The organism is Sphingopyxis sp. LC81, assembly GCF_000756375.1.
In the GTDB taxonomy this organism is placed as follows: Bacteria; Pseudomonadota; Alphaproteobacteria; order Sphingomonadales; family Sphingomonadaceae; genus Sphingopyxis.
On sequence record NZ_JNFD01000011.1, the window covers coordinates 129,023 to 153,583 of the forward strand.

Genomic DNA, 24,561 nt, shown 5'->3' on the forward strand with positions numbered 1-24,561 from the left:
CCCGCGACCCCGGCGCCATTTCGCGACCGGGAAAAGGGGATCCATCGATGACCACTCAATTCAGGAACCGCCTGCGGGCCGGGGCCGCCTCGATCGCTGCGCTCGCCATGCTGGCCGCGACGCCGGCCTTTGCCGAAGACGCCGCGGCCGATGCGGCCGAAAGCGCCGATGTCGCAGAGATCGTCGTGCTCGGTCAGGGGCAGGCGCGTCAGGTGCAGGAACTGGGCGCCGCCGACATCGCACTCGAAGTGTCGGGGATCAGCCCGCTCAAGGCCATCGACAAGCTGCCCGGGGTCAATTTCCAGGCTGCCGACCCGTTCGGCGCCTATGAGTGGTCGGCGCGAATCTCGATCCGCGGCTTCAGCCAGAACCAGCTCGGCTTCACGCTCGACGGCGTCCCGCTCGGCGACATGGCCTATGGCAACCATAACGGTCTGCACATCAGCCGCGCGATCATCAGCGAAAATGTCGGCCGGGTCGAAGTCGCGCAGGGTGCGGGCTCGCTCGCCGCGGCGTCGACGAGCAACCTTGGTGGCACGATCGAATTTTTCTCGCGCGAACCGGCCGAAGAACTCGGCGTCGACGTGTCGGGTACCTATGGCAGCGATGAGACCAAGCGTATCTTCGCGCGCATCGACAGCGGCGAGATCGCGCCCGGCGGGCCGCGCCTGTCGCTGAGCTATGCTTGGGCCGATGCCGACAAATGGAAGGGCAATGGCGTCCAGCGGCAGGATCAGGTCAACGCGCGCATCGTCCAGCCCGTCGGCGACGGCCAGTTTTTCGGCTTCGTCAATTATTCGAACCGCCGCGAGAATGATTATCAGGACCTCTCCGCCGACATGATCGGCCGCCTCGGTTATCAGTGGGACAATTTCGCGAAGGATTGGGACACGGCGGTTCAGGTCGCCAAAGTCTATCAGAATCAGGTCGCGCGCGCGGCGTATAACGCCGGTGTCGCCAACGGCAGCCTGCCGCTCGGAACGCCCTATGTCGCGCCCTATGCCGGGGCCGGCGAAGCATTCCCCGCTCCGGTCGCGACGGTCGACGACGCCTATTATGACGCATCGGGGCTGCGTAAGGACTGGCTGGCCGGCGTCGGCGTCGAGGCGCCGCTCGGCGAATATTGGACGCTGAAGGCGATGGGTTATTATCATGGCAACAAGGGCCGCGGCCTGTGGTTCACGCCCTATGTGACCACCCCCGGCGGCGCGCCGATGACGATCCGTACCACCGAATATGACATCGAACGTTACGGCATCGTCACCTCCAGCCTGTTCGAGGTCGGCAACAACAAGTTCGAAATCGGCATGTGGTACGAGGATAACGCCTTCAATCAGGCGCGGCGTTTCTATGGCCTTGCCAATACGGCCGGCGCGCCGAGCCGCGGCAGCCTGAAATTCCCCAAGGATCCGCTCGCGACCCAGTGGGAGTTCGATTTCAACACCCAGACGCTGCAATATCACGTCCAGGACACGCTCGACCTCGGCAGCTTCCAGATCAACGCGGGCTGGAAGGGGCTGCGCGTCACCAACCTTGCGACGCCGGTCGTGCGCGGCGGGCTCGCCTCGGGGAAGACCGAGGCGAAGGACTGGTTCCTGCCGCAGGCGGGGCTGCTCTATCGTCTGAACGACGATAACGAGCTGTTCGCGAGCTACACCCAGAATATGCGCGCGTTCGAAAGCTCGGCAACGGGCGGTCCGTTCGCGACGACGCAGGCGGGCTTCGATGCGCTCGACCTGAAGCCCGAGACGTCGACGACCTACGAACTCGGTTTCCGCACCAAATCATCGCGCTTTCAGGGCGTGATCGCGGGCTATTATGTCGACTTCAAGGATCGCATCATCGCGTTCGCCAACGGGTCGGGCATTCAGGGCAATCCGGCGATCCTCAGCAACGTCGGCGATGTCCGCTCATGGGGCATCGAGGCGGCCGGGACCTTCCGCTTCACCCCCGAACTCGCGCTCTTCGCTTCCTATGCATATAACGACTCCGAATATCAGGACGATGTCGTCAATGCCGCGGGCGGGGTCGTTGCGGCGACCGCGGGCAAGACGGTGGTCAATTCGCCCCGGCATCTCGCCAAGGGCGAAATTACTTGGGACAATGGCGATTTCTTTGCACGCGTCGGCGCCAACTACACGTCGAAACGCTATTATTCGTACGAGAATGACGCCGAGGTCGGCGGGTTCGTGATCGTCGACGCCAGCATCGGTTACCGGCTCAACGACCGCATCTCGATCCAGGCCAATGCGACGAACCTGTTCGACAAGGAATATGTGTCGACGATCGGGACGAACGGCTTCGCCAACCGCGGCGACAGCCAGACCTTGCTGGCGGGCGCACCGCAGCAGTTCTTCGTGACGCTGAAGGCCGGTTTCTAGGCTTTAGGTCGCGGCACCGGTCCCTCGGTGCCGCTTCTCAACGATTGACGATGGTGGCGCGGTCCAGCTAGGGCCGCGCCATCATTTTTTGGGAAATATAGTTATGACCGATACGCCCCCCGACCGCATGTCGACCAATCCGCGTTCGCCCCATTTCGATATGGAGGTGCTGCAGCGCGGCATCGGAATCCGCTTCAAGGGCAAGGAGCGCACCGACGTCGAGGAATATTCGATCTCCGAAGGCTGGATCCGCGTCGCCGCGGGCAAGTCGAAGGACCGCTTTGGCCAGGCGATGACGATCAAGCTTTCGGGCGAGGTCGAAGCCTGGTTCGAGGACACCGTCGCCGGCGAAGGCGACGAAGCCTAAAGACACGGCGTCACGGCGCACAAAAGAAAGCCCCGGAGCGATCCGGGGCTTTCTTTTGTGCGCGATGCGCTTGCCGAATGTCGTTGTGGCTTACTGGCCGAGCGAGGCGGCGACGGTTTCGAGGCCGTTGCCGGGTTTCCAGTCGTTCTGGGCCCAGACGGGCGCCTTGAAGCTGGGGGCCTTGTTCGGTGCGCCGGCTTCGCCGTCGGCGTAGATGAAGCCCTGCACCGGGTTGGCGCGAAGGCCGAGGTCGCCGATCGGGGCGTACCAGACGCGGACCATGCTCCAGTCGCCGCCGCTGCTGACGTCGACGACGCGGACATTGCGCTCGATCTGGCCGCGGCGGCCGTTGATCGGCGACCAGTTGGCGTGGTCGATCAGGATTTCGCGGTCGCTGACGATCTTCTTGACGACGGCGACATGGCCCATCGGCATGCCGCCGGTGCCGGCGAACGCCATCACGGCGCCCGCGCGGGGTTCGTCGCCGCGCTGATAGGTGCCGGCCGCCTGCGCCCACCAGGTCTTGGCGTTGCCGCGGATTTCAACGCCCGATTCGGCGCGGGCAAAGGGAACGCACTGCAGATAGTCGCGGGCCGCGGCGGGCGCGCTGGCGAGCACACCGGTGATCATCATCACAGACGCCATGGCGGCTGCCAGGTAACGACGAATAAGCATGGAAAGCGACCCCCCGATGGCTTGTCTTCAAGCGTTGGAGCGTCTTTGCCACGGAGCGCGCGGACCACCACCCGTCTAGCGACGAGTCGCGCCATTGATGCGGTGGGCCGGGGAACCTTTTGTTAAGGTGATCAATTCGTCGTGCGGGCGTTTCAGCCTGTCGCCGTCAGGCGGCCGCGGTCGCAATATCGTCCGAGGCACGAAACAGCGTCAGAACGTCGCTCGCGGGCATCGGTCGCCCGTAATAATAGCCCTGGATGTTGCTGCAGCCAAAGCCGCGAAGCGTTTCGACTTCGAGCTCGGTCTCGGCACCCTCGGCGGTGGTCTGCATGCCGAGGCTGTCGGCGAGCGCGACGACGGCGCGGATGATCGCGATCGATTCGATGCTGCCCTTCGCCGCCCCGACGACGAAGCTGCGGTCGACCTTGATCGTCGAGAATTGCGTTTTGCGCAGATAGCCGAGCGACGAATAGCCGGTGCCGAAATCGTCGAGCGACAGGCGGATGCCGAGCCCGATCAGCTGGTCGAGCAATTGCGCCGCGCCGCCGCCGTCGCGCAGGAAGACGCTTTCGGTGACTTCGATCTCAAGCCTTTGCGGCGAAAGTCCGCTCTGCGCGAGCGCCGAGACGACGACCGAGGCGAAACTGGGGTCGGTGAGCTGGTCGGCCGAGACGTTGACCGCGACCTTCAGGTTCGACGGCCATTTCATCGCTTCGCGGCACGCGGTGCGCAGCACCCATTCGCCGATCGGCGAGATCAGGCGCGCATCCTCGGCGAGCGGGATGAAGCGGCCCGGCGAGACATTGCCGAGCTTCTGGTTGTTCCAGCGGATCAGCGCTTCGAAGCCGTTCAATGTGCCGTCGGCGGCGGTCACCACCGGCTGGTAATAAAGCTCGAATTCGCCGCGTTCGAGCGCGCCGCGCAATTCCTGCTCCATCACGCGCCGTTCCTCGGCCTGCGCGTGCAACGAGGCCACATAGGCGGCGACGACATTGCCGCCCTTGTCCTTCGACTTGTAGAGCGCAAGGTCGGCGTTACGCGTCAGCGTTTCGACCGTCGCGCCATCGGTCGGCCCGATCGCGAAGCCGACGCTGGCGCCGACGAACAGCTGGTGATTGTCGACCACATAGGGGCGGCTGATCGTCGTGATGATTCGCCGTGCGAGTTCCTCGGCCGCATCTGCCGACGCCACATTGTGGAGCACCACGGCAAATTCGTCGCCGCCGAGCCGGCCGCAGGTCATCCCGCGTTCCATCAGGCCCTTCAGTCGCGCCGCGACCTGCGCGAGCAATTTGTCGCCGACGGGGTGGCCCAATGTATCATTGACCGCCTTGAAGCGGTCGAGGTCGATCATCAGCAGCGCGCAGCGCGATTTGGCTTCGACCGCCTGCGCCAGCGCGCGCGCCAGATCCTCGTTGAGGCTGAGGCGATTGGGCAGGCCGGTTAGATTGTCGAATCGCGCCATCTTGGCGATCTGTTCGGCGGTCGCGCGCTTTTCGGTGACGTCCGATCCGACGCCGCGGAAGCCGAGGAACTTGCCGGCTTCGTCGAGGCGCGGCGACGCGGACAATTCCCACCAGCGCGGCATGCCGCCGATCGTCACCGGCACGATCAGATTCGAAAAGCTCTCGCGCCGTTTCATCCGTTCGGCCATGTCGTGCAGGCTTTTGGGGAACAGGCCGGTTTCCCAGGCATCGCCCGAAAGCGCCTGCAACAAGGGGACGCCCTCGAGCGTCTCGGCGGTGCCGCCGAGCGCATAGGCGAGGCGCGGCGAGACATGGACGAGGCGGCGGCTGTTGTCGGTCTGCCACAGCCAGTCGGCCGAGGTTTCCTCGAATTCGCGCAGCAGCAAACTCACCGTTTCGGTCTTTTCGTGCAGCGTCTCTTCGGCGCGGCGGAAGCGGATATGGCTTTGCGCGAAACGGACGCAGAAGGCGCAAAGCAGCAGCCCGGCGGCGATCGCCACGCCGGCCAGCTGGGGCGCGCCGGCGCGCACCAGCGCGGCGGCAGCCGACAGGGTGACGGGCCCGATAAACAGCACGCAGGCCAGCGGGACGCTGTGCGCGACGATCGAGAGCGTGACCATCATCAGCACCGCGATCGTCCACATCGAAAGGACATGGTCGAGCGCCGGCGTCAGCCCCTGCAGCCAGAAAGGCGATCCCCAGAGAACCGCCGAATAGAGCGCGTGCCGCACGCACAGCCGATATTCGGCCACTCCCGACAGCTTGGGGTCGCCGAGCGGGAGGTTGCGGAACTTGCTGTACGACCAGAGGCCGAAAAGCAGCGCGCCGCCCAGCCAGCCGGCGGCGACCGGCAAGGGCACGCTGAGGATCATCGTGAAAGCCGCAACGAGCGCCATGCCCATGCCCATCACCAGGCGTAGCGACCCGCGGCCGCGGAGCGGCGCAAGCTGGAGCTGGCGGAGGTTGCCGATGTCCTGATCGCGCGGCCCCAGCCCCAAAAGGGTCCGCGCAGGAATGACTTCGGCAGCAATGGGATCGGTCAGCAGGCTTTTCACCCGCCCTGTTTAGCGCGCGGGGGTTACCCGAAGGTAACTATCGGTGCATTTCCAAAACGCTCTCCTGTTCCGTCGCGGGACAGGAAAGCGTTGCAAGTTCAGCGTGTTGATCAGGCCGCCATCGCGAAGGGCTGGATTTCCCCGGCCAGATATTGCGCGCGCGCCTTCGACCGGCTGAGCTTGCCCGAGCTGGTCCGCGGCAGCGTGCGCGGCGGGATCAGTTCGATCAGGCAATTCATGCCGGTAATCGCGCGGACGCGGTCGCGAATCGTCTCGCGCAGCGCGAGACGCTCGGCCTCGTCGCTGGTGCGGCATTGGACGAGCACCGCGGGGGTCTCCTCGCCGCCCGGCGCGGTGATCGCAAAGGCCGCGATATCGCCCGATTTGAAGCCCGGCAATTGCTCGACCGCCCACTCGATATCCTGCGGCCAGTGATTCTTGCCGTTGATGATGATCATGTCCTTGGCGCGGCCGACGATATAGATGTAACCATCTGACAAATAACCCATATCGCCGGTGTCGAGCCAGCCGTCCTTCATGCAGGCGGCGGTCGATTCGGGATCGCGGAAATAGCCGGTCATCAGCGACGGCCCGGTGCACCACACCTTGCCGACGGTCTGGTCGGGCAGCGCATTGCCCGCTTCGTCGCGGACCTCGATCACCATGTCGCGCGCGGCGCGGCCGCAGTTCACGATCGCGCGGTAGCGCGTCGGGCGGCCCGAATCATTCGCGGCGCCCGACAGCTCGGTTTCCTCGACCAGTTCGACGACGATGCCTTCGCCCGGCGGCATGATGCTGACCGCGAGCGTCGCCTCGGCCAGGCCATAGCTCGGCAGGAAGGCGCTCGCCTTGAAACCCGCGTCGGCAAAGGCGTCGACGAAGCTCTGCATGACATCGGGGCGGATCATGTCGGCGCCATTGCCCGCGACGCGCCAGCGCGACAGGTCGAAACGGTCGGCGACATGCGTCTGGCTCGACACGCGGCGGGCGCAGATGTCGTAGCCGAAGGTCGGCGAATAGCTGAGCGTCGTGCCTTCGTTGCGGCTGATCAGGTCGAGCCACGCGAGCGGGCGGCGGGCGAAATCCTCGGTCTTGAGATAATCGACCGAGACCTGGTTCGCGACCGGCGAGAGCAGGCAGCCGACGAGGCCCATGTCGTGATACCAGGGCAGCCACGAAATGCAGCGGTCGCTGTCCTGAAGCTCCATCCCATGGCTGTGCGCGGCGAGGTTGTTGAGCAATGCGGCATGGGTGACCGCGACGCCGTGCGGGAAGCGCGTCGAGCCGCTGCTGTACTGAAGATAGCAAGTTTCGTCCGACTTCTGCTCGGGAAGCGTCGCGACTGGCGCGGGCTTCTTTTCGAATTCGCTCCAGTCGACGGGCGTCACACCTTCCTTTTCGGCCGCTTCGATCGCCATCGCGGCGATTTCGGGCGGGAAGAAGAGCATCGTCGGGTCGCAACTCGAAAGCTGCACGACGAGCTGGCCGACATAGCTGTCGCGCCCGCCGAAGCTGGTCGGCAGCGGCAGCGGCACCGGCCAGGCGCCGGCGTAGATCGTGCCGAAGAAGAGCGCGGCGAATTCGGCGCCGGTCTCGGCGATCAGCGCGATTCGGTCGCCGGGCTTCACCCCCGCGGCGATCAGCCGGTAAGCGGTGGCGAGCGAATCGGCCCTGAGTTCGCTGTACGGATAGGGGCGCACAAGGCGCCCACGCGGATCGTGAAAATTGAGCCCGCGCGTGCCGTCGGCGGCATAATCGAGCGCTTCACCGACGGTGGCGAAGTCCGAAAAGCGGCGCGGCTGCGCACAGAGCGTCGGGGTCGACGTCAGCGCGTCGGCCTGCGTTTCGATGATCTGGGTCATAGGGGGTGCGACATCCCTTGAAACGGGCCGCGCGGCAACAAGCATGTCATCTTTTGAAGCCATAGTAATGTGCGCGAGCCCTGTGTTGTTAGAACAATCGCCCATTTCCGGGCGTTAAGGCCCGATATGGCGGTGTTGATCGTTCTCAATCAGGCCCGACTGTGGCACAAACATGGCATATGGCCAACCGCCGCGCCCCATCCGACCGATCGAAAAGGCCTCTCGGCGCAGCCAAGCTTGACGAACTGGCGCTTGCCTATGTCGCGCGATTCGCGACGAGCCGGGCCAAGCTGACGCGCTATTTGTCGCGAAAAGTCCGCGAATCCGAATGGATAGACGAAGTTGACGCCATGGCGGCGTGCGAGGCGGTCGCCGACCGGATGGAGCGTTTGCGCTATCTCGACGACCGCCAATATGCCGCGATGCGCGCGGGCGCGATGACGCGGCGCGGGCTCGGCGTGCGGCGGGTCAAGGCGCAGCTTTACGTCGACGGAATCGCCGAGAAAGACAGCGGCGAGGCGATCGAGACGGCCGAGGGTGCGGCGGTCGCCGCAGCCATCGGTTTTGCGCGGCGGCGGCGGTTCGGGCCGTTCGCGGTGCGATCGACCGACGATCCGAAGCAGCGCGAGCGGCAAATCGCCGCCTTTTTGCGCGCCGGGCACAGCATGACGATCGCGCGCCGCATCCTCGCCGTCCCGCCGGGGGACGAGGCGGCGCTGGCGGTGCTGGACGATGAAGCGATGCTCGATTAGGTCCGGCGGCATCACGGGATAAGGATCTGCCGATGCGCGCCATTTTTACCGCCCTTGCCCTGTCGCTCGCGCTGCCGATGGCGGCGTGCAGCGGCGATGCAAGCGAGGAAGCGAGCGCCTCGACGATCCCGGTGACGATCGCCGCGGCGGGCAAGGCGCATGTCTTCAACGTCGAGGTTGCGCGCACCGATGAGGAGCAGGACCGCGGGCTGATGTTCCGCACCAGCCTGCCCGAGGGCGGCGGAATGATCTTTCCGTTCAAAAAGCCGCGAATCGGCAGCTTTTGGATGAAGAACACGCTGATTCCACTCGATATGTTCTTCATCCGCGCCGACGGCAGCATCGACCGCATCGCCGAAAATACGATCCCCGAATCGCTCGAACCGGTGGTGAGCGGCGGTGAGGTTTCGGCGGTGCTCGAACTTGCGGGCGGTACGGCGGCGAAGCTTGGCATCGACGAGACCGCCAAGATCACGTGGAAAGATGGAAAATAGCGGCGCGCCGCGCGGTTTGCGGCTTGCAGACCGCGCCGCCTTGCCTGTAAACGCCACGCCATGAGCATCTTGGGCAAGATTTTCACCTGGTGGGACGGTGCGACCGTCGGCACGTTGCTGAACAGCTGGAGCACCGGCACGAAGGTGGGCGAGGACAGCCTCGGCAACCGCTATTTCCGTGCGAAAAAGGGCGGCCGCCGCTGGGTGCTGTACAATGGATCGAACGACGCGAGCCGCGTGCCGCCCGAATGGCATGGCTGGCTGCACGGCACCTTCGACGAACTGCCGACCGATGCCCTTCCCGCACCGCGCGCGTGGGAGAAGGAAGCGACCCCGAACCTGACCGGCAGCACGGGCGCTTATCGCCCCGCCGGCGCGCTCGAACGTGGCGGCCAGCGCGCCGCCGCGACCGGCGATTATGAGGCCTGGCGGCCCGGCGCCGAGTGAGCGTTGCGGTGCCCAGGCTGACCGCGACCGCCGGGCTGGCCATGCTCGCCGCGCTGTCGCTCGGCGCCTGCGACCGGACCCCGGCGACCAAAGCGGGCGGCAGCGACAAGGCGCCGCAGATCGCCAAATCCGAACGCGTGCCGCAGGAAGTCGGCGGCATCGAAGGCGCGACCCCGATGGCGGACCGCGTCGCCGTCGTCGGCCTGCTCAACAAGCGTAACGGGCTCGTCCGCGATCTCGAGATGAAGCCCGGCGAAACGGCGCGCGTCGGCCGTGCGATCGTGCGGCTCCGCGCATGCGAGCAAACCGCACCGTGGGAAGACCCGCCGGAGACGGGCGCGTTCGTGCAACTGACGGTGCAGGATCAGCGCGACGACAAATGGTATCGCGTCTTTTCGGGCTGGATTTTCCGCGAGCGGCCCGACCGCAACGTCATCCAGCACCCGATCTATGACGTCTTCGTCAAAAGCTGTGCGATGACATATCCGGGCGGCGAACCCGTCGCGCGTTCGGCCCCGAAATCGGGCGCGACTGCCGCGCCCAAGGCATCGAGCGCCCCCCAGTCGCCCGCGACGAACGGCGGCGAGGGCACGGCAGCGCCCGTCCCGCCGCCGGTCGTTCCGGCCCCGGCGCCCAAGGCTGTCCCTTCGCCCCCCGCCAACACCGAATAGAGCCGCGCAAGATAGTCGGCCTGGCGGATCTCGATCGCGCCGAGGCTGGCAAGGTGCGGGGTGATGAACTGGCAGTCGAGCAATTTCCAGCCGCCGGCGCGTAACCGCGCGACGAGGTGCGCGAGCGCGACCTTCGACGCGTCGCGCGCGCGGCTGACCATCGATTCGCCGAAAAAGGCGCGGCCGAGCGTCACGCCGTAGAGCCCGCCCGCAAGCTCGCCGTCCAGCCAGCATTCGACGCTGTGCGCATGGCCGAGCTGGAAGAGGCGGTCGTAACTCGCCCGGATCACCGGGTTGATCCACGTCGTCGGCCGGTCGTCGGCGGGCGCGGCGCAGAGCGCGACCATGTCGGCAAAGGCGGTATCGGTCGTCACGCGAAAGCGGTCCGACACGATGATTTTTTTCAGGCTGTGCGACAGGTGAAAGCCATCCAAGGGCAGGATCGCACGCAGCCGCGGTTCGACCCAATGGACCGACGGGTCGTCCGCCCCGTCGGCCATCGGAAAAATGCCCTGCGCATAGGCGCTGAGTAGCAGCGCCGGGTCTATGGACTCGAAGTGTTTCAGCTCGCGGGCTTCACGAATTTCAGCGTCATGCGGTCCGATTCGCCGATCGCGACATATTTGGCGCGATCGGTCTCGCCTTCGGCCAGGTTCGGCGGCAGCGTCCAGACGCCCTTGGGATAATCCTTGGTATCCTTGGGATTCGCGTTGATCTCGCTGCGGCCGGCGAGCTTGAAGCCCGCGGCCTCAGCAAGCGCAATCACCGTGCTTTCCTTCAGATAGCCGGATTTTTCTTCCTTCGCGCTATCGTCCTTCTCGTCCAGCCGGTGTTCGGCGACGCCAAGTGTGCCGCCGGGTTTCAGCATCGCGAAAATCTGCTTGAACGCGTTCGCGGTGTTTTCGGCGCCGCCCGACCGCCAATTGTGGACGTTGCGAAAGGTCAGCACGACATCGGCGCTGCCGTCGGGGACTTTGGGGTTGGTCCCCGCATTCGGAAATTCGGCGAGCTTCACTGCGCCATAGACGTCAGGCTTGGCGCCCTGCCATTCCTTGATGCGATTGAGGCCGCGTTCCCACGGCGCCGCGACATAAAGCGTGCCGCCGCCCGACTTCGCCAGCGGCGCGAGGATTTCGGTGTACCAGCCGCCACCGGGCCACAGCTCGACCACCTTGTCGCCGGGCTTCACGCCAAAGAAGGCGAGCGTTTCGGCGGGATGGCGATATATGTCGCGCGGCGTGTTCGTCGCGGTGCGCGTGGGCGCGGCGACGGCGGCGGCGATCGCGTCCTGCGCCTTATGCGCGGCGTGGGCGTCATGCTGCATCGCGGTCGCGGGAGCGGCGATCAGGGCGGCGGCACTTGCAAGCAATAATAGGGAACGCATATGAGGCACCTCTCTCCAGGGGAAGGCCCTGTTTGCGAAGGGATGCGCGGCAATGCAAGTGTCCATGCTGTCGATCGGGATCGGTGCCGCGATTCTGTTCGGCGTGGCCGAGATCGCGAGCTGGCGCCGCAACAACCGCCGCGACGTCGAGCAGGTCGGTTTTATGCCCTGGCGCGGGATCGCGCTCGCGTCGGCCGCCGTCGCTTTGTTCGCGACGGCGTTCTGGCTGGCCGGGAAATAACGTCGCCCCCGCGAAGGCGGGGCCGCTGGAGATGGTGCGCAAGGTTGATAGCGGCCCCCGCCTTCGCGGGGGCGACGGGTTGTTACAGGCACGCCTCGAGATAAGGCTGGTCGAAGCCATATTGGCGCGCTTTTTCCAGCGTATAGGGGCGCAGGCCCATCGCGCGATATTCGCCGACGATCTTGCCGTCCTTGTCCTCGTCGAGATATTCGAACTTGAAGAGTTCCTGGGTGACGATGACGTCGCCTTCCATGCCGATCACCTCGGTGACGTTGGTGACGCGGCGCGAACCGTCGCGCAGGCGCTTGATCTGGACGATCATGTCGACCGAATCGGCGATCTGTTTCGAAATCGCTTCCTTCGGGATCTTGATGTCGCCCATCAGGACCATATTCTCCATACGGCCGAGGCATTCGCGCGGGCTGTTCGAGTGGAGCGTACACATCGACCCGTCGTGACCCGTGTTCATCGCGGCGAGCAGGTCGAAACACTCGGCGCCGCGGACTTCGCCCATGATGATGCGGTCGGGACGCATACGCAGCGCGTTCTTGACGAGGTCGCCCATGTGGATCGCGCCATTGCCCTCGAGGTTTGCGGGGCGCGTTTCGAGCGGCAGCCAGTGCGGCTGCTGCAGGCGAAGTTCGGCGGCGTCCTCGATCGTCAGCACGCGCTCGCCGGGATCGATCATCTTCGACAGCGCGTTGAGCATCGTCGTCTTACCCGAACCCGTACCGCCCGAGATGACGATGTTGAACCGGCTGGCGCCCGCGATCTTCAATGCGGTGCACATCTTCTGGCTCATCGCGCCCCATTGGCAGAGCATGTCGAGGGTGATCGGCTTGGCCGAGAATTTACGAATCGAGATCGCGGTGCCGCGCAAGGAGAGCGGGGGGACGATGACGTTGACGCGGCTGCCGTCCTTCAGGCGGGCGTCGGCGAGCGGTGTGGTCTGGTCGACGCGGCGGCCGACGAGGTTGCAGATGCGCTGCGCGATCTGGAACAGATGCTGTTCGTCGCGGAACTGAATCGGCGCGATGACCAGCTGGCCCTTGCGCTCGATATAGGTCTGGTACGGGCCGTTGACCATGATGTCCGAAATATCGGGGTCGGCGAGCAGCTCTTCGAGCGGGCCGAAACCGAGCAGTTCGTCGACGAGCACCTTTTCGAGCGCGAACTGTTCGCGGCGGTTCAGGGTGATGCGGAGCTCGGCGAGCACTTCGAGGATGATCGGACGGAATTCCTCGGTCAGCTCGTCCTTGTTGAGCGTCGCCGCGGCCTCGGGATCGACGCGTTCGAGCAGGCGCGGCAGCACCTGTTCCTTGATCTTGTGGACCGATGCTTCAAAGCCTTGCGCCTTTTCAGGCTCCATCGCCTCGGCGGTCGAGCGCTGGTTCAGCCGCTCCATCGCCTCTTCTTCGGGCGACAGGTTCGATGGCATCTGCGGAATCTCGACCGGCGTATCCATCGCGGGAAACTGGGTTCCGCCCGGCACACCGGGACCAGTCTGCATCGGCTTGGCCACGCCAAAGGCGGGGCGGCCAGCGGTTCCGGGTCGGCGTCCGAATGCACTCATCGGTTTTTCCTGCTTCCATATCATCGGGAGCATCGCTGCCAGCGCAGACGAACCCCCATCCGACACGGTGAATAAACCGGAAACTTTGACATTGTCCTAATGCGGCGGGGACAAGCGACGCGGGCATAAAAAAAGCCCGCATCCGTGAAGGATGCGGGCTTTTGATCGCCGTGGACGGCGGAAGCAATCAGCTTGCGATATGCTCGGCCAGAACGGTGAGGCCGGCTTCGTTAACCTCGGCAAAGCCGCCTTCGACCTCGATCACCTCGGGCGCGGCGCCCGCGGTCGCATAGATGGTCAGCGGCCCGTTGCGGAGCGTCGCCATGAACGGCGCGTGGCCTTCGAGCACCGAGAAATCGCCCTCGGTCCCCGGCACGGTGACCATATGGACGTCGGCGGTCCGCTCGAGGCGGGCGGGGGTGACGAGTTCGAACTTCAGAGCCATGATATGTCCTTAAACCCCTCCCGCATGGGGAGGGGTGTAGGTGTGTTACGCGTCTTCGGCGAGCTTCGCGGCCTTGGCGACCGCTTCGTCGATGCCGCCGACCATATAGAAGGCCGCTTCGGGCAGATGGTCATATTCGCCGTCGACCACCGCCTTGAACGACTTCACCGTGTCTTCGATCGCCACGAACTTGCCGGGGATGTTGGTGAAGACTTCGGCGACGTGGAACGGCTGCGACAGGAAGCGCTGGATCTTGCGCGCGCGGGCGACGACCAGCTTATCTTCTTCCGAAAGCTCGTCCATGCCGAGAATCGCGATGATGTCCTGAAGCGACTTGTACTTCTGCAGCGTTTCCTGAACGCGGCGGGCGGTCTCATAATGCTCCTGGCCGACGATCGCGGCGGTCAGCACGCGGCTGGTCGAATCGAGCGGATCGACCGCCGGATAGATGCCGAGTTCCGAAATCGCGCGGTTCAGCGTCGTCGTCGCGTCCAGGTGGGCGAACGAGGTTGCCGGGGCAGGGTCGGTAAGGTCATCCGCGGGAACGTAAATGGCCTGCACCGAGGTGATCGAGCCCTTGTTCGTCGAGGTGATGCGTTCCTGCAGCGCGCCCATGTCGGTCGACAGCGTCGGCTGGTAGCCCACGGCCGACGGAATACGGCCGAGCAGTGCCGACACTTCCGAACCCGCCTGCGTGAAGCGGAAGATGTTGTCGACGAAGAAGAGCACGTCCTGGCCTTCCTGGTCGCGGAAATATTCGGCGATCGTCAGGCCCGAGAGCGCGACGCGGGCACGGGCGCCCGGGGGTTCGTTCATCTGGCCGAACACCAGCGCAACCTTCGAACCTTCGGGGGTCGGGTTGCCGTCCTTGTCCTTGGCGATAACGCCGGCGTCGAGGAATTCGTGATAGAGATCGTTGCCTTCGCGGGTGCGTTCACCGACGCCCGCGAACACCGACGTACCACCATGGCCCTTGGCGATGTTGTTGATCAGTTCCTGAATGAGAACGGTCTTGCCGACGCCCGCGCCGCCGAACAGGCCGATCTTGCCGCCCTTTGCGTAAGGGGCGATCAGGTCGATGACCTTGATGCCGGTGACGAGGATGCTCGTTTCGGTCGACTGGTCGACGAATTCCGGGGCCTTGGCATGGATCGGGGCGGTGGCGGTGGCGTTGACCGGGCCACGTTCGTCGATCGGATCACCGATGACGTTGAGGATGCGGCCGAGCGTCTGCGGGCCGACGGGGACCGAGATCTGCGCGCCGGTGTCGGTGACCGGCTGGCCGCGGGTCAGGCCGTCGGTCGCGTCCATCGCGATCGTGCGGACGGTGTTCTCGCCGAGGTGCTGCGCGACTTCGAGGACAAGGCGGTTGCCGTTGTTGTCGGTTTCGAGCGCGTTCAGAATCGCGGGCAGCTGGCCGGTGAACTGGACGTCGACGACGGCGCCGATGACCTGTGCGATGCGGCCCGTGGCGGTGCCGGTGCTGGCAGCCTTGGGAGCGGCAGCCTTCTTCGGCGCAGCAGCCTTGGGCGCGGCGGCCTTCTTGGCAGGAGCCTTCTTTTCAGCGGGAGCGGTAGCCATGGTCTTCTTCCTTGGGTTGATCGATTAGAGCGCTTCGGCGCCCGCGATAATTTCGATGAGTTCGGTCGTGATCGCCGCCTGACGCGTGCGGTTGTAAACGATGGTCAGCTTGTTGATCAGGTCGCCCGCGTTGCGCGTCGCATTGTCCATCGCGGTCATCGACGCGCCCTGTTCGGACGCGGCGTTTTCAAGGAGGCCCTTGAAGATCTGGATCGTGATGTTGCGCGGGAGCAGGTCGGCGAGGATCGCTTCCTCGTCGGGCTCATATTCGACCGCGGCACCGCTCGATGCCGGAACGTCGACCGGAGCGGGAACGGGGATCAGCTGCTGGCCGGTCGCTTCCTGGAGGAGCGCCGAACGGAACTTCGAATAGAAGAGATGCGCGACGTCGAACGCGCCGGCTTCGTACAGCTCCATCACCTTCGCCGAGACGTCGTGCGCCTGTTCGAAGCCGATGTCGCGGATACCCGTCGTCTCATATTGCTCGACGATCTGGCCTGCGAACAGGCGTGCGATCACCGGGCGGCCCTTGCGGCCGATCAGGTAGAAGAGGACCTTCTTGCCCTGCGCCTGCAGGTCGAGCGCCTTGTCGCGCGCGGCCTTGACGATGTTCGAGTTGAACGCGCCGGCGAGGCCGCGGTCGCTGTTGAGCACGACGAGCAGGTGCGTGTCGCTCTTGCCGGTGCCGGCGAGCAGCTGCGGTGCCGAATCCGACCCGCCGACCTTCGACGCGAGGCTCGCGACGACGCCTTCGAGACGCTCGGCGTAAGGACGCGCGGCTTCGGCGGCCGCCTGCGCCTTACGGAGCTTGGCAGCGGCGACCATCTTCTTGGCCTTGGTGATCTTCTGGGTCGACTTGACCGAGACGATGCGCCCTTTGAGTTCCTTCAACGAAGCCATTTAAGCCCCTCTTTGCGTCCCGGCCGGGCCGGGATGCGGAAAGCGATTAAGCGAAGATCTTGGCGAAGGCGTCGAGCGCCGCGACCAGACCCTTTTTGGCGTCGTCGCCCAGGTCCTTGGTGTCGCGGATCGTCTTCAGCACATCGCTATGGTCGCTGCGCAGATAGGCGAGCATCGCCTGTTCGTAGCGCGACACATCGGTCGTCGCGACATTGTCGAGATAGCCGTTGGTGCCGGCGAAGATCGACGCGGTCTGCTCTTCGAACGGCATCGGCTGGAACTGCGGCTGCTTCAGGAGCTGCGTCAGGCGCGCGCCGCGGTTAAGCAGCTTCTGCGTCGACGCGTCGAGGTCCGAACCGAACTGCGCGAAGGCTTCCATTTCGCGATACTGTGCGAGCTCGAGCTTGATCGAGCCCGACACCTTCTTCATCGCCTTGGTCTGCGCGGCCGAGCCGACGCGCGACACCGACAGACCGACGTTAATGGCGGGGGGGATACCGGCGTTGAACAGGTTGGTTTCGAGGAAGATCTGGCCGTCGGTGATCGAAATCACGTTGGTCGGGATGTACGCCGAAACGTCGCCCGCCTGCGTTTCGATGATCGGCAGCGCGGTCAGCGAGCCCGAGCCATTGTCGCTGTTCATCTTCGCGGCGCGCTCGAGCAGGCGGCTGTGGAGATAGAAAACGTCGCCGGGGTAAGCTTCGCGGCCCGGCGGACGGCGCAGCAGCAGCGACATCTGGCGATAGGCGACGGCCTGCTTCGAAAGATCGTCATAAACGATCACGGCGTGCATGCCGTTGTCGCGGAAATATTCGCCCATCGTCACGCCGGCATAGGGTGCGAGATACTGCAGCGGAGCGGGTTCCGAAGCGGTCGCGGCGACGACGATCGAATATTCCATCGCGCCATTTTCTTCGAGCTGGCGCACGATCTGTGCGACGGTCGAACGCTTCTGACCGACGGCGACGTAGATGCAGTACAGCTTCTTCGATTCGTCGGTGCCGGCGTTCGCCTGCTTCTGGTTGATGAAGGTGTCGATCGCGACGGCGGTCTTGCCGGTCTGACGGTCACCGATGATCAGTTCGCGCTGGCCGCGGCCGACGGGAACGAGGGCGTCGAGCGCCTTGAGGCCGGTCTGGACGGGTTCGTGAACCGAGGTGCGCGGGATGATGCCCGGCGCCTTGACTTCGACGCGCATGCGCTTGTCGGCCTTGATCGGGCCCTTGCCGTCGATCGGGTTGCCGAGGCCATCGACGACGCGGCCGAGCAGGCCCTTGCCGACGGGGACGTCGACGATCGTGCCGGTGCGCTTGACGGTGTCGCCTTCCTTGATCTCGCTGTCCGAGCCGAAGATCACGATGCCGACGTTGTCGGCTTCGAGGTTGAGGGCCATGCCCTTCACGCCATTGGCGAATTCGACCATTTCACCGGCCTGGACATTGTCGAGGCCGTGGACGCGGGCGATGCCGTCGCCGACCGACAGAACCGAGCCGATCTCGCTGACCGTTGCTTCGGTGCCGAAATTGGCGATCTGGTCCTTGATGACCTTGCTGATTTCAGCGGCGCGGATTTCCATGGTTTAGCCTTTCATCGCCTGTGCGAAGCTATTGAGACGGGTACGGATGCTGCCGTCGATCAGCTGGCTGCCCAGCTGGACGACGAGGCCGCCGAGGATGGCGGGATCGACGGTCGTCGCGACGGTGACGTCGCGCCCGACACGGGATTTGAGGTTCGCGGTCAGCTCTTTGAGCTGCGCGGCCGAAAGCGGGTGCGCGCTGGTGACCTTCGCGGTCACTTCGCCGCGGTGATCGGCGACGATCGCGTCGAAGGCGTCGATCATCTTCGGCAGATCGGCGAGGCGGCGGTTCTCGGCGAGCACGCCGAGAAACTTCGCGGTCAGCGAATCGAGCTTCAGCGACTTGGCGACTGCGGCGATGGCGTTCGCGGCGTCTGTGCGGCCGACGACGGGGCTGGCGATCAGCGCCGACAGGTCCGCCGAATCGGCGAGGCCGGTCTTGAGCGTCGCGAGACTCTTGGCCACCGCGTCGATCGCGTTCGATTCGCGGGCCAGATCGAACAAAGCGACCGCGTAACGGCCCGCGAGGCCCGCCGTGATGTTGCCTTGAATGCCGCCGGAATTCTCCACGCGTGAAAGTCCTTTTCTACGATCCCGTGGGGGATGGGTCGCGCTCTTTTCGGGGATATTCGACGAATGCCCCCCACGCGAAGTCGCGGCGCGCCTAGCAACGATTTTGCTGCAATGCAAGGCGGGGGGGCGATTGCTTTTGCCCCTTCGTGCGATAGGGACAGGCCAACCAAAAAATATGGCGACGAAGTGAGGGGGCATGATGGGCGAGATGATTCGGATGACGATGGACGATGGCGCCGAAATCGCGGTCTATCATGCGCAGCCCGACGGTGCGCGCCGTGGCGGTCTGGTGCTGATCCAGGAGATATTCGGGGTCACCGACCATATCCGCGAGATGTGCGACGAATTTGCGGCCGAAGGCTATGAGGTGCTGAGCCCCGCGCTCTTCGACCGCGAGCATCCGGGGTTCGAGAGCGACTATTCGGGGCCGCAGTTCCAGCGCGCGGTGCAGCTCGCGCGCGAGCTTCATCCGTTTGAGCAAAGCCTGAAGGATGCGCAGACCTGCATCGACGCGCTGAAAGCGAAGGGCCCGGTGTTCATCACCGGCTATTGTTACGGCGGTTCGGTCGCGTGGCGGATGGCGCAGATCAGCCCCGATCTTGCGGCGTCGTCGGCCTATTACGGCAGCCTGGTTCCGACGATGTTCAAGGACGAGGCGCCCGCCTGCGCCACCATCGCCCATTTCGGCCTTTATGACGACGGCATCCCGATGGAAGGCGTCGAGGCGCTGATCGCGAAGGATCACCCGACCGCGCAAATCTTCGTCTATGAAGCGGGGCATGGCTTCAACAGCGACCGGCGCAAGGATTATCACGAAGCATCGAGCGATCTCGCGCGCGAGCGCACGCTGATGCTGTTCAAGGCGTGCGGGGGGTGAGGCTGGTCTTCATCCACGGCCCCGCGGCGTCGGGCAAGCTGACCGTCGCGCGCGAACTCGCGGCGCAGACCGGGCTGCCGCTGTTCCACAACCATCTGGTCGTCGATGCGCTGCTGGCGGTCTTTCCGTTCGGCAGCGACGCGTTCGTCAAACTGCGCGAGGCGATGTGGATGGATGTATTTCGCGCGGCTGCGGCGGAAAAGCGATCGCTGATCTTCACCTTTCATCCCGAGGCGAGCGTCGCCCCCGATTTTCCCGAGCGGGTCGTGGCGCTGGTCGAACAGGCCGGCGGGCAGGTCGATTTCGTCGCGCTGACGTGCGCGCCCGCGATTGTCGAGGCCCGCCTCGACGCGCCGTCGCGGCAGGCGAGCGGCAAATTGTCGTCGGTTGCGCTGTATCGCGAACTCGCCGCGAAGGGTGCCTTCGCCTATCCCGCGCTTCCCGCCGCGCGGGTCGCGCTCGATTCGGGCGCCATGCGCCCCGCCGAAGCGGCGGAGCGGATTCGCGCCGCGCTCGGCCTCGGATAGCGCGGGGCGGGTGAAGCTGGTCCAGAACCTGCTACTGGCGCTGGCCGTCTTCGCGCTCGTCGCGGCGGCGCTGCTCTATACGCAGCAGCGCCCGCTGATCTTTCCGGCACCTGCTTATTATCCGCAGGCCGCAATCGATGGCTTCCGGCTCGTCCACACCCGGACCGACGACGGCTTGCGGCTCTCGGCCTTCTATCGCCCCGCGCTGCCGGGCAAGAAGACGCTCCTCTTCTTCCACGGCAATGGCGACAATATGCGCGGCGCGATCGAGGCGACGCGCGGGCCGGCGGCGGCGGGGCACGGGCTGATGCTGGTCGAATATCGCGGCTATGGCGGCAATCCCGGTTCGCCGGGCGAGGCGGGCCTCTATCGCGACGGCGCGGCGGCGATGCGCTGGCTCGCCGGGGCCGGGGTCGATTCGCGCCACATCATCGTCGTCGGCAATTCGGTCGGCTCGGGCCCCGCGACCGAAATGGCGCTGCGGTACGATGTCGCGGCGCTGATGCTCGTGTCGGGCTTTTCGGATTTGCCGTCGGTCGTGAAGAGCCAGGTCCCGCTCGTTCCGCGCTGGCTGGTGCGCGACCGGTTCGACAATGTATCGAAACTGGCCCGTGTGAAGGCGCCCGTCTATCTGATGCACGGCGCCGCCGACACGCTCGTGACGCCCGCCAATCTCGAGCGGCTGGCGCGCGCACGGCCCGACGCGACGGTCGCGCGTGTCGCAGGGGTTGGGCACGAGCTGGCCTACACCGCCCCCGCGCAGGCGATTCTCACCGAATGGGTTGGCGGACTCCGCTGACGGTCAGCCGCCGGTTGCCGGTTTGACCGCCGCGCCGCTCACCGGCTGGCAGCGATAGACGAGCCGCTCGTTCGGGCTGGCGGGCAGCGCGCTGCGGATCGCGTCCTGCTGCGCGGCGAGCCCCGCGAGTTCGTCGGGGTCGGCGGTGCAGCTCTTCAGCGTGACCGTCGCGCGTGTCTCGCGCGCCTTGGTCATCGTCTCGGCGTCGAGCAGATAGCGGTCGACGCGGTAATCGCGCCCGCTCGAATCGATCGACGCGACGGTGACGGTCGCTTCGTCGTTCGGCACGAGGATGCGTTGCCAGCGGTCGTCGGCGCCCTGCGTATATTGCGTGCGCCCGTTGACGCAGCCGCCCTTGCCGATGTTGATGGGGACGTCGGTCGTCGCCGACACGGTGATGCGGCTGCGGTCCGGGCGGATCGTGCAGAGGAAATTGCCCTGCGCGAGCTTGGGCGTTTCGGTGGCGGCGACGGCGGCTTCCTCGGCGATCTCGGCGTGCGCGTCGGGGCGCGTCGCGAACAATATCGCGGCGCCGAGCATCAGCACCGCGCCCGCGCCGCCCGCAATTTTGGCGTTACGCAGATTCTTCTGGCTGTAGAAGAGCAGGCCGGCGCCCGCGGCGAGCGCGCCGATCACGAAGAACACGCCCGCGAGCGCGATGCGGTTTTCGCGCGCGGCGAGCGCGTCTTCCGCGGCGCGCGCCTGCTTCAAGTCGCGGTCGAGCCGGGCGGCGGCATCCTTCGCGGCATTCGCCTCGGCGCTCGCGCGCGCTTCGGCGTCGATCGCGGCGCGGTCGCGCGCGTCGGCCTCGGCGAGCGACAGGCACGGGGTGCCGACGCTGCTATATTGCTGGTTCGCATCGGCGAGGAAACGCATGAGCTCGCGCCCCGAAATGGCAAAGGCGAACGGCGAATCGCCGTCGTCGGCGCGGGTGATTGCGGTGTTGATCCCAGTGATACGCCCGCACTGGTCGACCAGCGGGCCGCCCGAATTGCCGCGCGAAATCTTCGCGGTGTGGATCAGCATCGCGACCCCGTCGACGCTTTGCGTGTTCGACATATTGCCCTCGCTGCGCGTCGGGGTGCGCGGGGTGATATAGTCGTTGGCGCTGCGCGCGGTCGCAAGGTCGACATTGCCCGGATAGCCGAGCGCGACGACGTCGGCGCCCGAATCGAGCGGGCCGGTGTAGATCGCGGCGGCGGGCAGGCGGCCCTCGGTAATCTCGATCAGTGTAAGGTCGCGCGCGGTGTCGATCGCGATCAGCTTGCCCGCAAAGCTCTTCTGCCCTTCGGATGGCACGACGCCCAAGGCGACATTGTCGGGATATTTCGCGGCCGATTCGACGACATGCGCGTTGGTGACGATGCGCGTCGGCGAGATCGCGATGCCGCTGCCATGGCCGAAACCGACAACCTCGCCATCGACCATCGCGACGGTGACGACGCGCACGACGCTGCGCGACGCGGCGCTGATATCGTCGGCGGCATGTGCCGGAATCGACAATGACGGCGAGAGGGTCAGAAGGGCGAGCAGCAGCGCGAGGAGGCGGGTCATGGCGCGCACACTAGCCGCCGGAACTTTGAACGCAAGCATCGGGACGCGGCCGCAATCGGGACGTGGCATCAGCATCCGACCGAATAGAAAGGACGATCTGATGACTTATGCGATTACCGGACTCGCCGCCGATCGCTTTGCCCCGCTGTTCGCAATGGACGACAGCGAACTCGCCGCGATCAACGCACGCCGCGTCACCGCGACCGCCGACCGGGGCTTTCCGTGCCGCATCAGCCTCGACGATGCGAAGGCGGGCGAGGTGCTGATCCTGCTCCACCACATCAGCCACGATGTCGAAACGCCGTACCGTAGCGCCTATGCGATCTATGTGCGGCCGGGCGTTGAAGCGGCGACCTATCGCGACGAACTGCCGCCGGTGTTCGAGGGGCGCCAGCTCGCGCTGCGCGCCTTCGCTGCCGACGGCATGTTGCAGACCGCGCGGCTCGCGGCGCCGGGCGAGGCCGATGGCGCGATCCGCGATCTGTTCGCCGACGATGCGATTGCCTATATCGATGCGCACAACGCCGCCTATGGCTGTTTTGCTGCGCGAATCGAGAGGAATTGACCATGGACTTCAAGGCCATGACCGACGACGAGCGTTGGGAAGCGGTGCAGGCGCGCGACAAGGCGCAGGACGGCCGTTTCGTCACCGGGGTGCTGACCACGGGCATCTATTGCCGGCCCAGCTGCGCCGCGCGCCATCCCTTGCGCCAGAATGTCCGCTTCTTCGCCGACGGCGACGCGGCGCGCGCCACGGGCCTGCGCCCCTGCAAACGCTGCCTGCCCGACGATGTCGCGCGCGATGAAAATGCGGTGATCAAGGCGATCGCGGCGATCAAGGGTAGCGAGGAACCGCTCGCGCTCGGCGACCTTGCCGCGCGCACCGGCTATTCGCCGACGCATTTCCAGCGCGTTTTCACCCGGCATACCGGCCTCTCGCCCGCCGCCTATGCCCGCGCCCTCCGCGAAGAGCGCGCACGCAAGGCGCTGAGCGATGGAAGCCGGGTGACCGACGCGATTTACGACGCGGGCTTTTCGGGACCGTCGCGTTTCTACCAGAATATGGAGGGACGCATGGGCATGACGGCGTCGGCGTGGGTGAACGGCGGCAAGGACACCGAGATTCACTGGGCGGTCGTGCCGACCAGCCTCGGCGAAATGCTCGTCGCCGCGACGGAGAAGGGCGTGTGCCGCCTGAGCTTCGATGAAGGGCGCGAGGCGCTCGAGGAGCGGTTCCCCGCCGCGAGCCTCGTCGAAGGCGGCGAAGAGTTCGAAGCGCTGCTAAAACAGGTTGTCGACGCGGTCGAGGCGCCGGTGAACGGCTTTGACCATATCCCGATCGACGTGAAGGGCACCGCCTTTCAGGAAGCGGTGTGGCGCGAACTTCGGAAAATCCCAGCGGGTGAGACGCGCAGCTATGCCGACATTGCCGCAGCGGTCGGCAAGCCCAAGGCGGTGCGCGCGGCGGGGAGTGCGAACGGCGCGAACAATGTCGCGGTGCTGATCCCGTGCCACCGTGTGGTACGCAGCGACGGATCATTGGGCGGCTATGCTTATGGCCTGCCGATCAAGGAAGAATTGCTCAAAAGGGAGAGTTTTTGATGTCCGACAAAGTTGCCGAGTTCCGCGCGTTGCACGTTCCAGGCGACCCGCTGATCCTGATCAACATCTGGGACGCCGGGAGCGCAAAGGCGGTCGCGGCGACGGGCGCCAAGGCGATCGCGACCGGAAGCTGGGGCGTCGCGTCGGCGCACGGATCGTCCGACGGCGAGAATTTTCCGCTCGAAGCGGCGCTCGCCAACCTCGCACAGATCCTGGCGGTCACCGACCTTCCCGTCACGATCGATATGGAAGCGGGCTATGGCGACGATCCTGCGGCGGTGGGCGAATCGGTGGCACAGGCGCGCGACGCCGGTGCGGCCGGCATCAACATGGAAGACCGGCTGCCCGGGCAGAAGGAACTGCTCGCGATTGCAGACGCGGCCGCACGCTATCGCGCCGCCGCCGACACCGGCATCTTCGTCAACGCGCGCTGCGACCTGTTCCTGGGGCAGGATGCGGCGAAGGACGGCGACGCGCTCGTCGCCGCAACGCTCGAACGCGCGCGCGCCTATGCCGATGCGGGCGCGGGGTCGCTGTTCGTGCCCTTCCTGCTCGACCCTAAATGCATCGGCGCGATCTGCGACGCCTCGCCGCTGCCGGTGAACATCCTGCGCGGCAAAGGCGGGCCGACGCACAAGGAACTCGCCGCGCTCGGCGTCGCGCGGATCAGCCATGGGCACCAGCCCTGGGCCGCGGCGATGGCGTGGCTGGCGGCGCAGGCGAGCCAGGTGCTGGGCGGCGCCGAACCCGATTATTGAC

At 65.6% G+C, this 24,561-nt stretch carries 24 protein-coding genes and 1 pseudogene; 13 read left to right on the forward strand and 12 right to left on the reverse strand.

The genetic code is table 11. From position 1 onward, the window contains the following. The first annotated feature begins 47 nt into the window (after positions 1-47). Together FG91_RS06780 and FG91_RS06785 are read left to right on the forward strand one after the other, a co-directional pair. Complete coding sequence (locus tag FG91_RS06780; RefSeq protein WP_200878413.1) at positions 48-2,381, forward strand: TonB-dependent receptor; 2,334 nt, start codon at positions 48-50, stop codon at positions 2,379-2,381. 103 nt (positions 2,382-2,484) lie between these two features. Then, on the forward strand, positions 2,485-2,748 hold the full coding sequence (locus tag FG91_RS06785) for a DUF3297 family protein (protein ID WP_037513549.1): 264 nt from the start codon (positions 2,485-2,487) through the stop codon (positions 2,746-2,748). A 90-nt stretch (positions 2,749-2,838) separates the two neighbouring features. Here FG91_RS06785 and FG91_RS06790 read toward each other — a convergent pair whose 3' ends face one another. The 3 genes from FG91_RS06790 to FG91_RS06800 form a co-directional block, all read right to left on the reverse strand. Next, complete coding sequence (locus tag FG91_RS06790; RefSeq protein ID WP_443027734.1) at positions 2,839-3,381, reverse strand: CHAP domain-containing protein; 543 nt, start codon at positions 3,379-3,381, stop codon at positions 2,839-2,841. Between the two features lie 208 nt (positions 3,382-3,589). Continuing rightward, positions 3,590-5,944, reverse strand: a complete 2,355-nt coding sequence (locus tag FG91_RS06795; RefSeq protein ID WP_037513551.1) for a putative bifunctional diguanylate cyclase/phosphodiesterase — start codon at positions 5,942-5,944, stop codon at positions 3,590-3,592. A gap of 110 nt (positions 5,945-6,054) precedes the next feature. Further along, on the reverse strand, positions 6,055-7,806 hold the full coding sequence (locus FG91_RS06800) for a fatty acyl-AMP ligase (protein WP_037513553.1): 1,752 nt from the start codon (positions 7,804-7,806) through the stop codon (positions 6,055-6,057). Positions 7,807-7,985: 179 nt separating this feature from the next. Here FG91_RS06800 and FG91_RS06805 point away from each other — a divergent pair, with 179 nt between their 5' ends. The 4 genes and pseudogenes from FG91_RS06805 to FG91_RS22350 form a co-directional block, all read left to right on the forward strand. Continuing rightward, the gene (locus FG91_RS06805) at positions 7,986-8,558 is read left to right on the forward strand and encodes a regulatory protein RecX (protein ID WP_052187374.1); all 573 of its coding nucleotides are present in this window, start codon (positions 7,986-7,988) and stop codon (positions 8,556-8,558) included. Between the two features lie 32 nt (positions 8,559-8,590). Beyond that, on the forward strand, positions 8,591-9,052 hold the full coding sequence (locus FG91_RS06810; RefSeq protein WP_037513555.1) for a DUF192 domain-containing protein: 462 nt from the start codon (positions 8,591-8,593) through the stop codon (positions 9,050-9,052). 60 nt (positions 9,053-9,112) lie between these two features. Next, the gene (locus FG91_RS06815; RefSeq protein WP_037513557.1) at positions 9,113-9,499 is read left to right on the forward strand and encodes an NADH:ubiquinone oxidoreductase subunit NDUFA12; all 387 of its coding nucleotides are present in this window, start codon (positions 9,113-9,115) and stop codon (positions 9,497-9,499) included. Positions 9,500-9,741: 242 nt separating this feature from the next. Beyond that, a pseudogene (locus FG91_RS22350) lies at positions 9,742-9,912 on the forward strand (DUF2155 domain-containing protein); the annotation flags it as partial. Between the two features lie 35 nt (positions 9,913-9,947). Here FG91_RS22350 and aat read toward each other — a convergent pair. Beyond that, on the reverse strand, positions 9,948-10,736 hold the full coding sequence (gene aat / locus FG91_RS06825) for a leucyl/phenylalanyl-tRNA--protein transferase (RefSeq protein WP_152568026.1): 789 nt from the start codon (positions 10,734-10,736) through the stop codon (positions 9,948-9,950). Further along, on the reverse strand, positions 10,733-11,554 hold the full coding sequence (locus FG91_RS06830; RefSeq protein WP_037513561.1) for a class I SAM-dependent methyltransferase: 822 nt from the start codon (positions 11,552-11,554) through the stop codon (positions 10,733-10,735). Before FG91_RS06830 ends, aat begins: the two co-directional genes overlap by 4 nt. A 64-nt stretch (positions 11,555-11,618) precedes the next feature. On the opposite strand from FG91_RS06830, the gene FG91_RS22185 reads away from it, so the two are divergent. Beyond that, the gene (locus tag FG91_RS22185) at positions 11,619-11,795 is read left to right on the forward strand and encodes a hypothetical protein (protein ID WP_162835115.1); all 177 of its coding nucleotides are present in this window, start codon (positions 11,619-11,621) and stop codon (positions 11,793-11,795) included. 82 nt (positions 11,796-11,877) lie between these two features. Here the strand turns inward: FG91_RS22185 and FG91_RS06835 are convergent, their stop codons facing one another. The 6 genes from FG91_RS06835 to FG91_RS06860 all read right to left on the reverse strand — a co-directional run bounded on the left by FG91_RS06835 (position 11,878) and on the right by FG91_RS06860 (position 18,440). Beyond that, positions 11,878-13,368 carry a CpaF family protein gene (locus FG91_RS06835; protein WP_037513722.1) on the reverse strand — a complete coding sequence of 497 codons (1,491 nt, stop codon included), beginning with the start codon at positions 13,366-13,368 and terminating at the stop codon, positions 11,878-11,880. A gap of 187 nt (positions 13,369-13,555) precedes the next feature. Then, the gene (locus FG91_RS06840; RefSeq protein WP_037513563.1) at positions 13,556-13,813 is read right to left on the reverse strand and encodes an ATP synthase F1 subunit epsilon; all 258 of its coding nucleotides are present in this window, start codon (positions 13,811-13,813) and stop codon (positions 13,556-13,558) included. Between the two features lie 45 nt (positions 13,814-13,858). After that, complete coding sequence (atpD, locus tag FG91_RS06845; protein WP_235211969.1) at positions 13,859-15,394, reverse strand: F0F1 ATP synthase subunit beta; 1,536 nt, start codon at positions 15,392-15,394, stop codon at positions 13,859-13,861. Between the two features lie 24 nt (positions 15,395-15,418). After that, positions 15,419-16,294, reverse strand: coding sequence for a F0F1 ATP synthase subunit gamma (locus FG91_RS06850; RefSeq protein ID WP_037513565.1), 876 nt, complete (start codon positions 16,292-16,294; stop codon positions 15,419-15,421). 46 nt (positions 16,295-16,340) lie between these two features. Next, positions 16,341-17,870, reverse strand: coding sequence for a F0F1 ATP synthase subunit alpha (atpA, locus tag FG91_RS06855; protein ID WP_037513570.1), 1,530 nt, complete (start codon positions 17,868-17,870; stop codon positions 16,341-16,343). Positions 17,871-17,873: 3 nt separating this feature from the next. Further along, positions 17,874-18,440 (reverse strand): F0F1 ATP synthase subunit delta, encoded by a 567-nt coding sequence (locus tag FG91_RS06860; RefSeq protein WP_037513573.1) that lies wholly within the window; start codon positions 18,438-18,440, stop codon positions 17,874-17,876. Positions 18,441-18,642: 202 nt separating this feature from the next. Between FG91_RS06860 and FG91_RS06865 the strand changes: the two genes are divergently transcribed. From FG91_RS06865 to FG91_RS20920, 3 genes are read left to right on the forward strand one after another with little or no spacing between them, the layout of a single operon-like run. Continuing rightward, positions 18,643-19,320: a dienelactone hydrolase family protein gene (locus FG91_RS06865; RefSeq protein ID WP_037513724.1), complete on the forward strand. Its 678-nt coding sequence runs from the start codon at positions 18,643-18,645 to the stop codon at positions 19,318-19,320. Further along, positions 19,317-19,847, forward strand: coding sequence for an AAA family ATPase (locus FG91_RS06870; protein WP_037513725.1), 531 nt, complete (start codon positions 19,317-19,319; stop codon positions 19,845-19,847). The genes FG91_RS06865 and FG91_RS06870 overlap by 4 nt, the downstream gene beginning before the upstream one ends. A gap of 10 nt (positions 19,848-19,857) precedes the next feature. After that, on the forward strand, positions 19,858-20,646 hold the full coding sequence (locus FG91_RS20920; protein WP_052187376.1) for an alpha/beta hydrolase: 789 nt from the start codon (positions 19,858-19,860) through the stop codon (positions 20,644-20,646). Between the two features lie 3 nt (positions 20,647-20,649). Here FG91_RS20920 and FG91_RS06880 read toward each other — a convergent pair whose 3' ends face one another. After that, positions 20,650-22,200 carry a S1C family serine protease gene (locus FG91_RS06880; RefSeq protein WP_037513728.1) on the reverse strand — a complete coding sequence of 517 codons (1,551 nt, stop codon included), beginning with the start codon at positions 22,198-22,200 and terminating at the stop codon, positions 20,650-20,652. A 100-nt stretch (positions 22,201-22,300) separates the two neighbouring features. On the opposite strand from FG91_RS06880, the gene FG91_RS06885 reads away from it, so the two are divergent. Genes FG91_RS06885 through FG91_RS06895 form a run of 3 tightly spaced genes read left to right on the forward strand, consistent with a single transcriptional unit; the run spans position 22,301 to position 24,560 of the window. Continuing rightward, positions 22,301-22,765 (forward strand): DUF1203 domain-containing protein, encoded by a 465-nt coding sequence (locus FG91_RS06885; RefSeq protein ID WP_037513575.1) that lies wholly within the window; start codon positions 22,301-22,303, stop codon positions 22,763-22,765. 2 nt (positions 22,766-22,767) lie between these two features. Continuing rightward, a complete protein-coding gene (gene ada / locus FG91_RS06890) occupies positions 22,768-23,802 on the forward strand; it encodes a bifunctional DNA-binding transcriptional regulator/O6-methylguanine-DNA methyltransferase Ada (RefSeq protein ID WP_152568027.1) in 1,035 nt (344 codons plus the stop codon). Beyond that, positions 23,802-24,560 carry an isocitrate lyase/PEP mutase family protein gene (locus FG91_RS06895; RefSeq protein WP_037513577.1) on the forward strand — a complete coding sequence of 253 codons (759 nt, stop codon included), beginning with the start codon at positions 23,802-23,804 and terminating at the stop codon, positions 24,558-24,560. Before ada ends, FG91_RS06895 begins: the two co-directional genes overlap by 1 nt. Position 24,561: the final 1 nt, after the last annotated feature.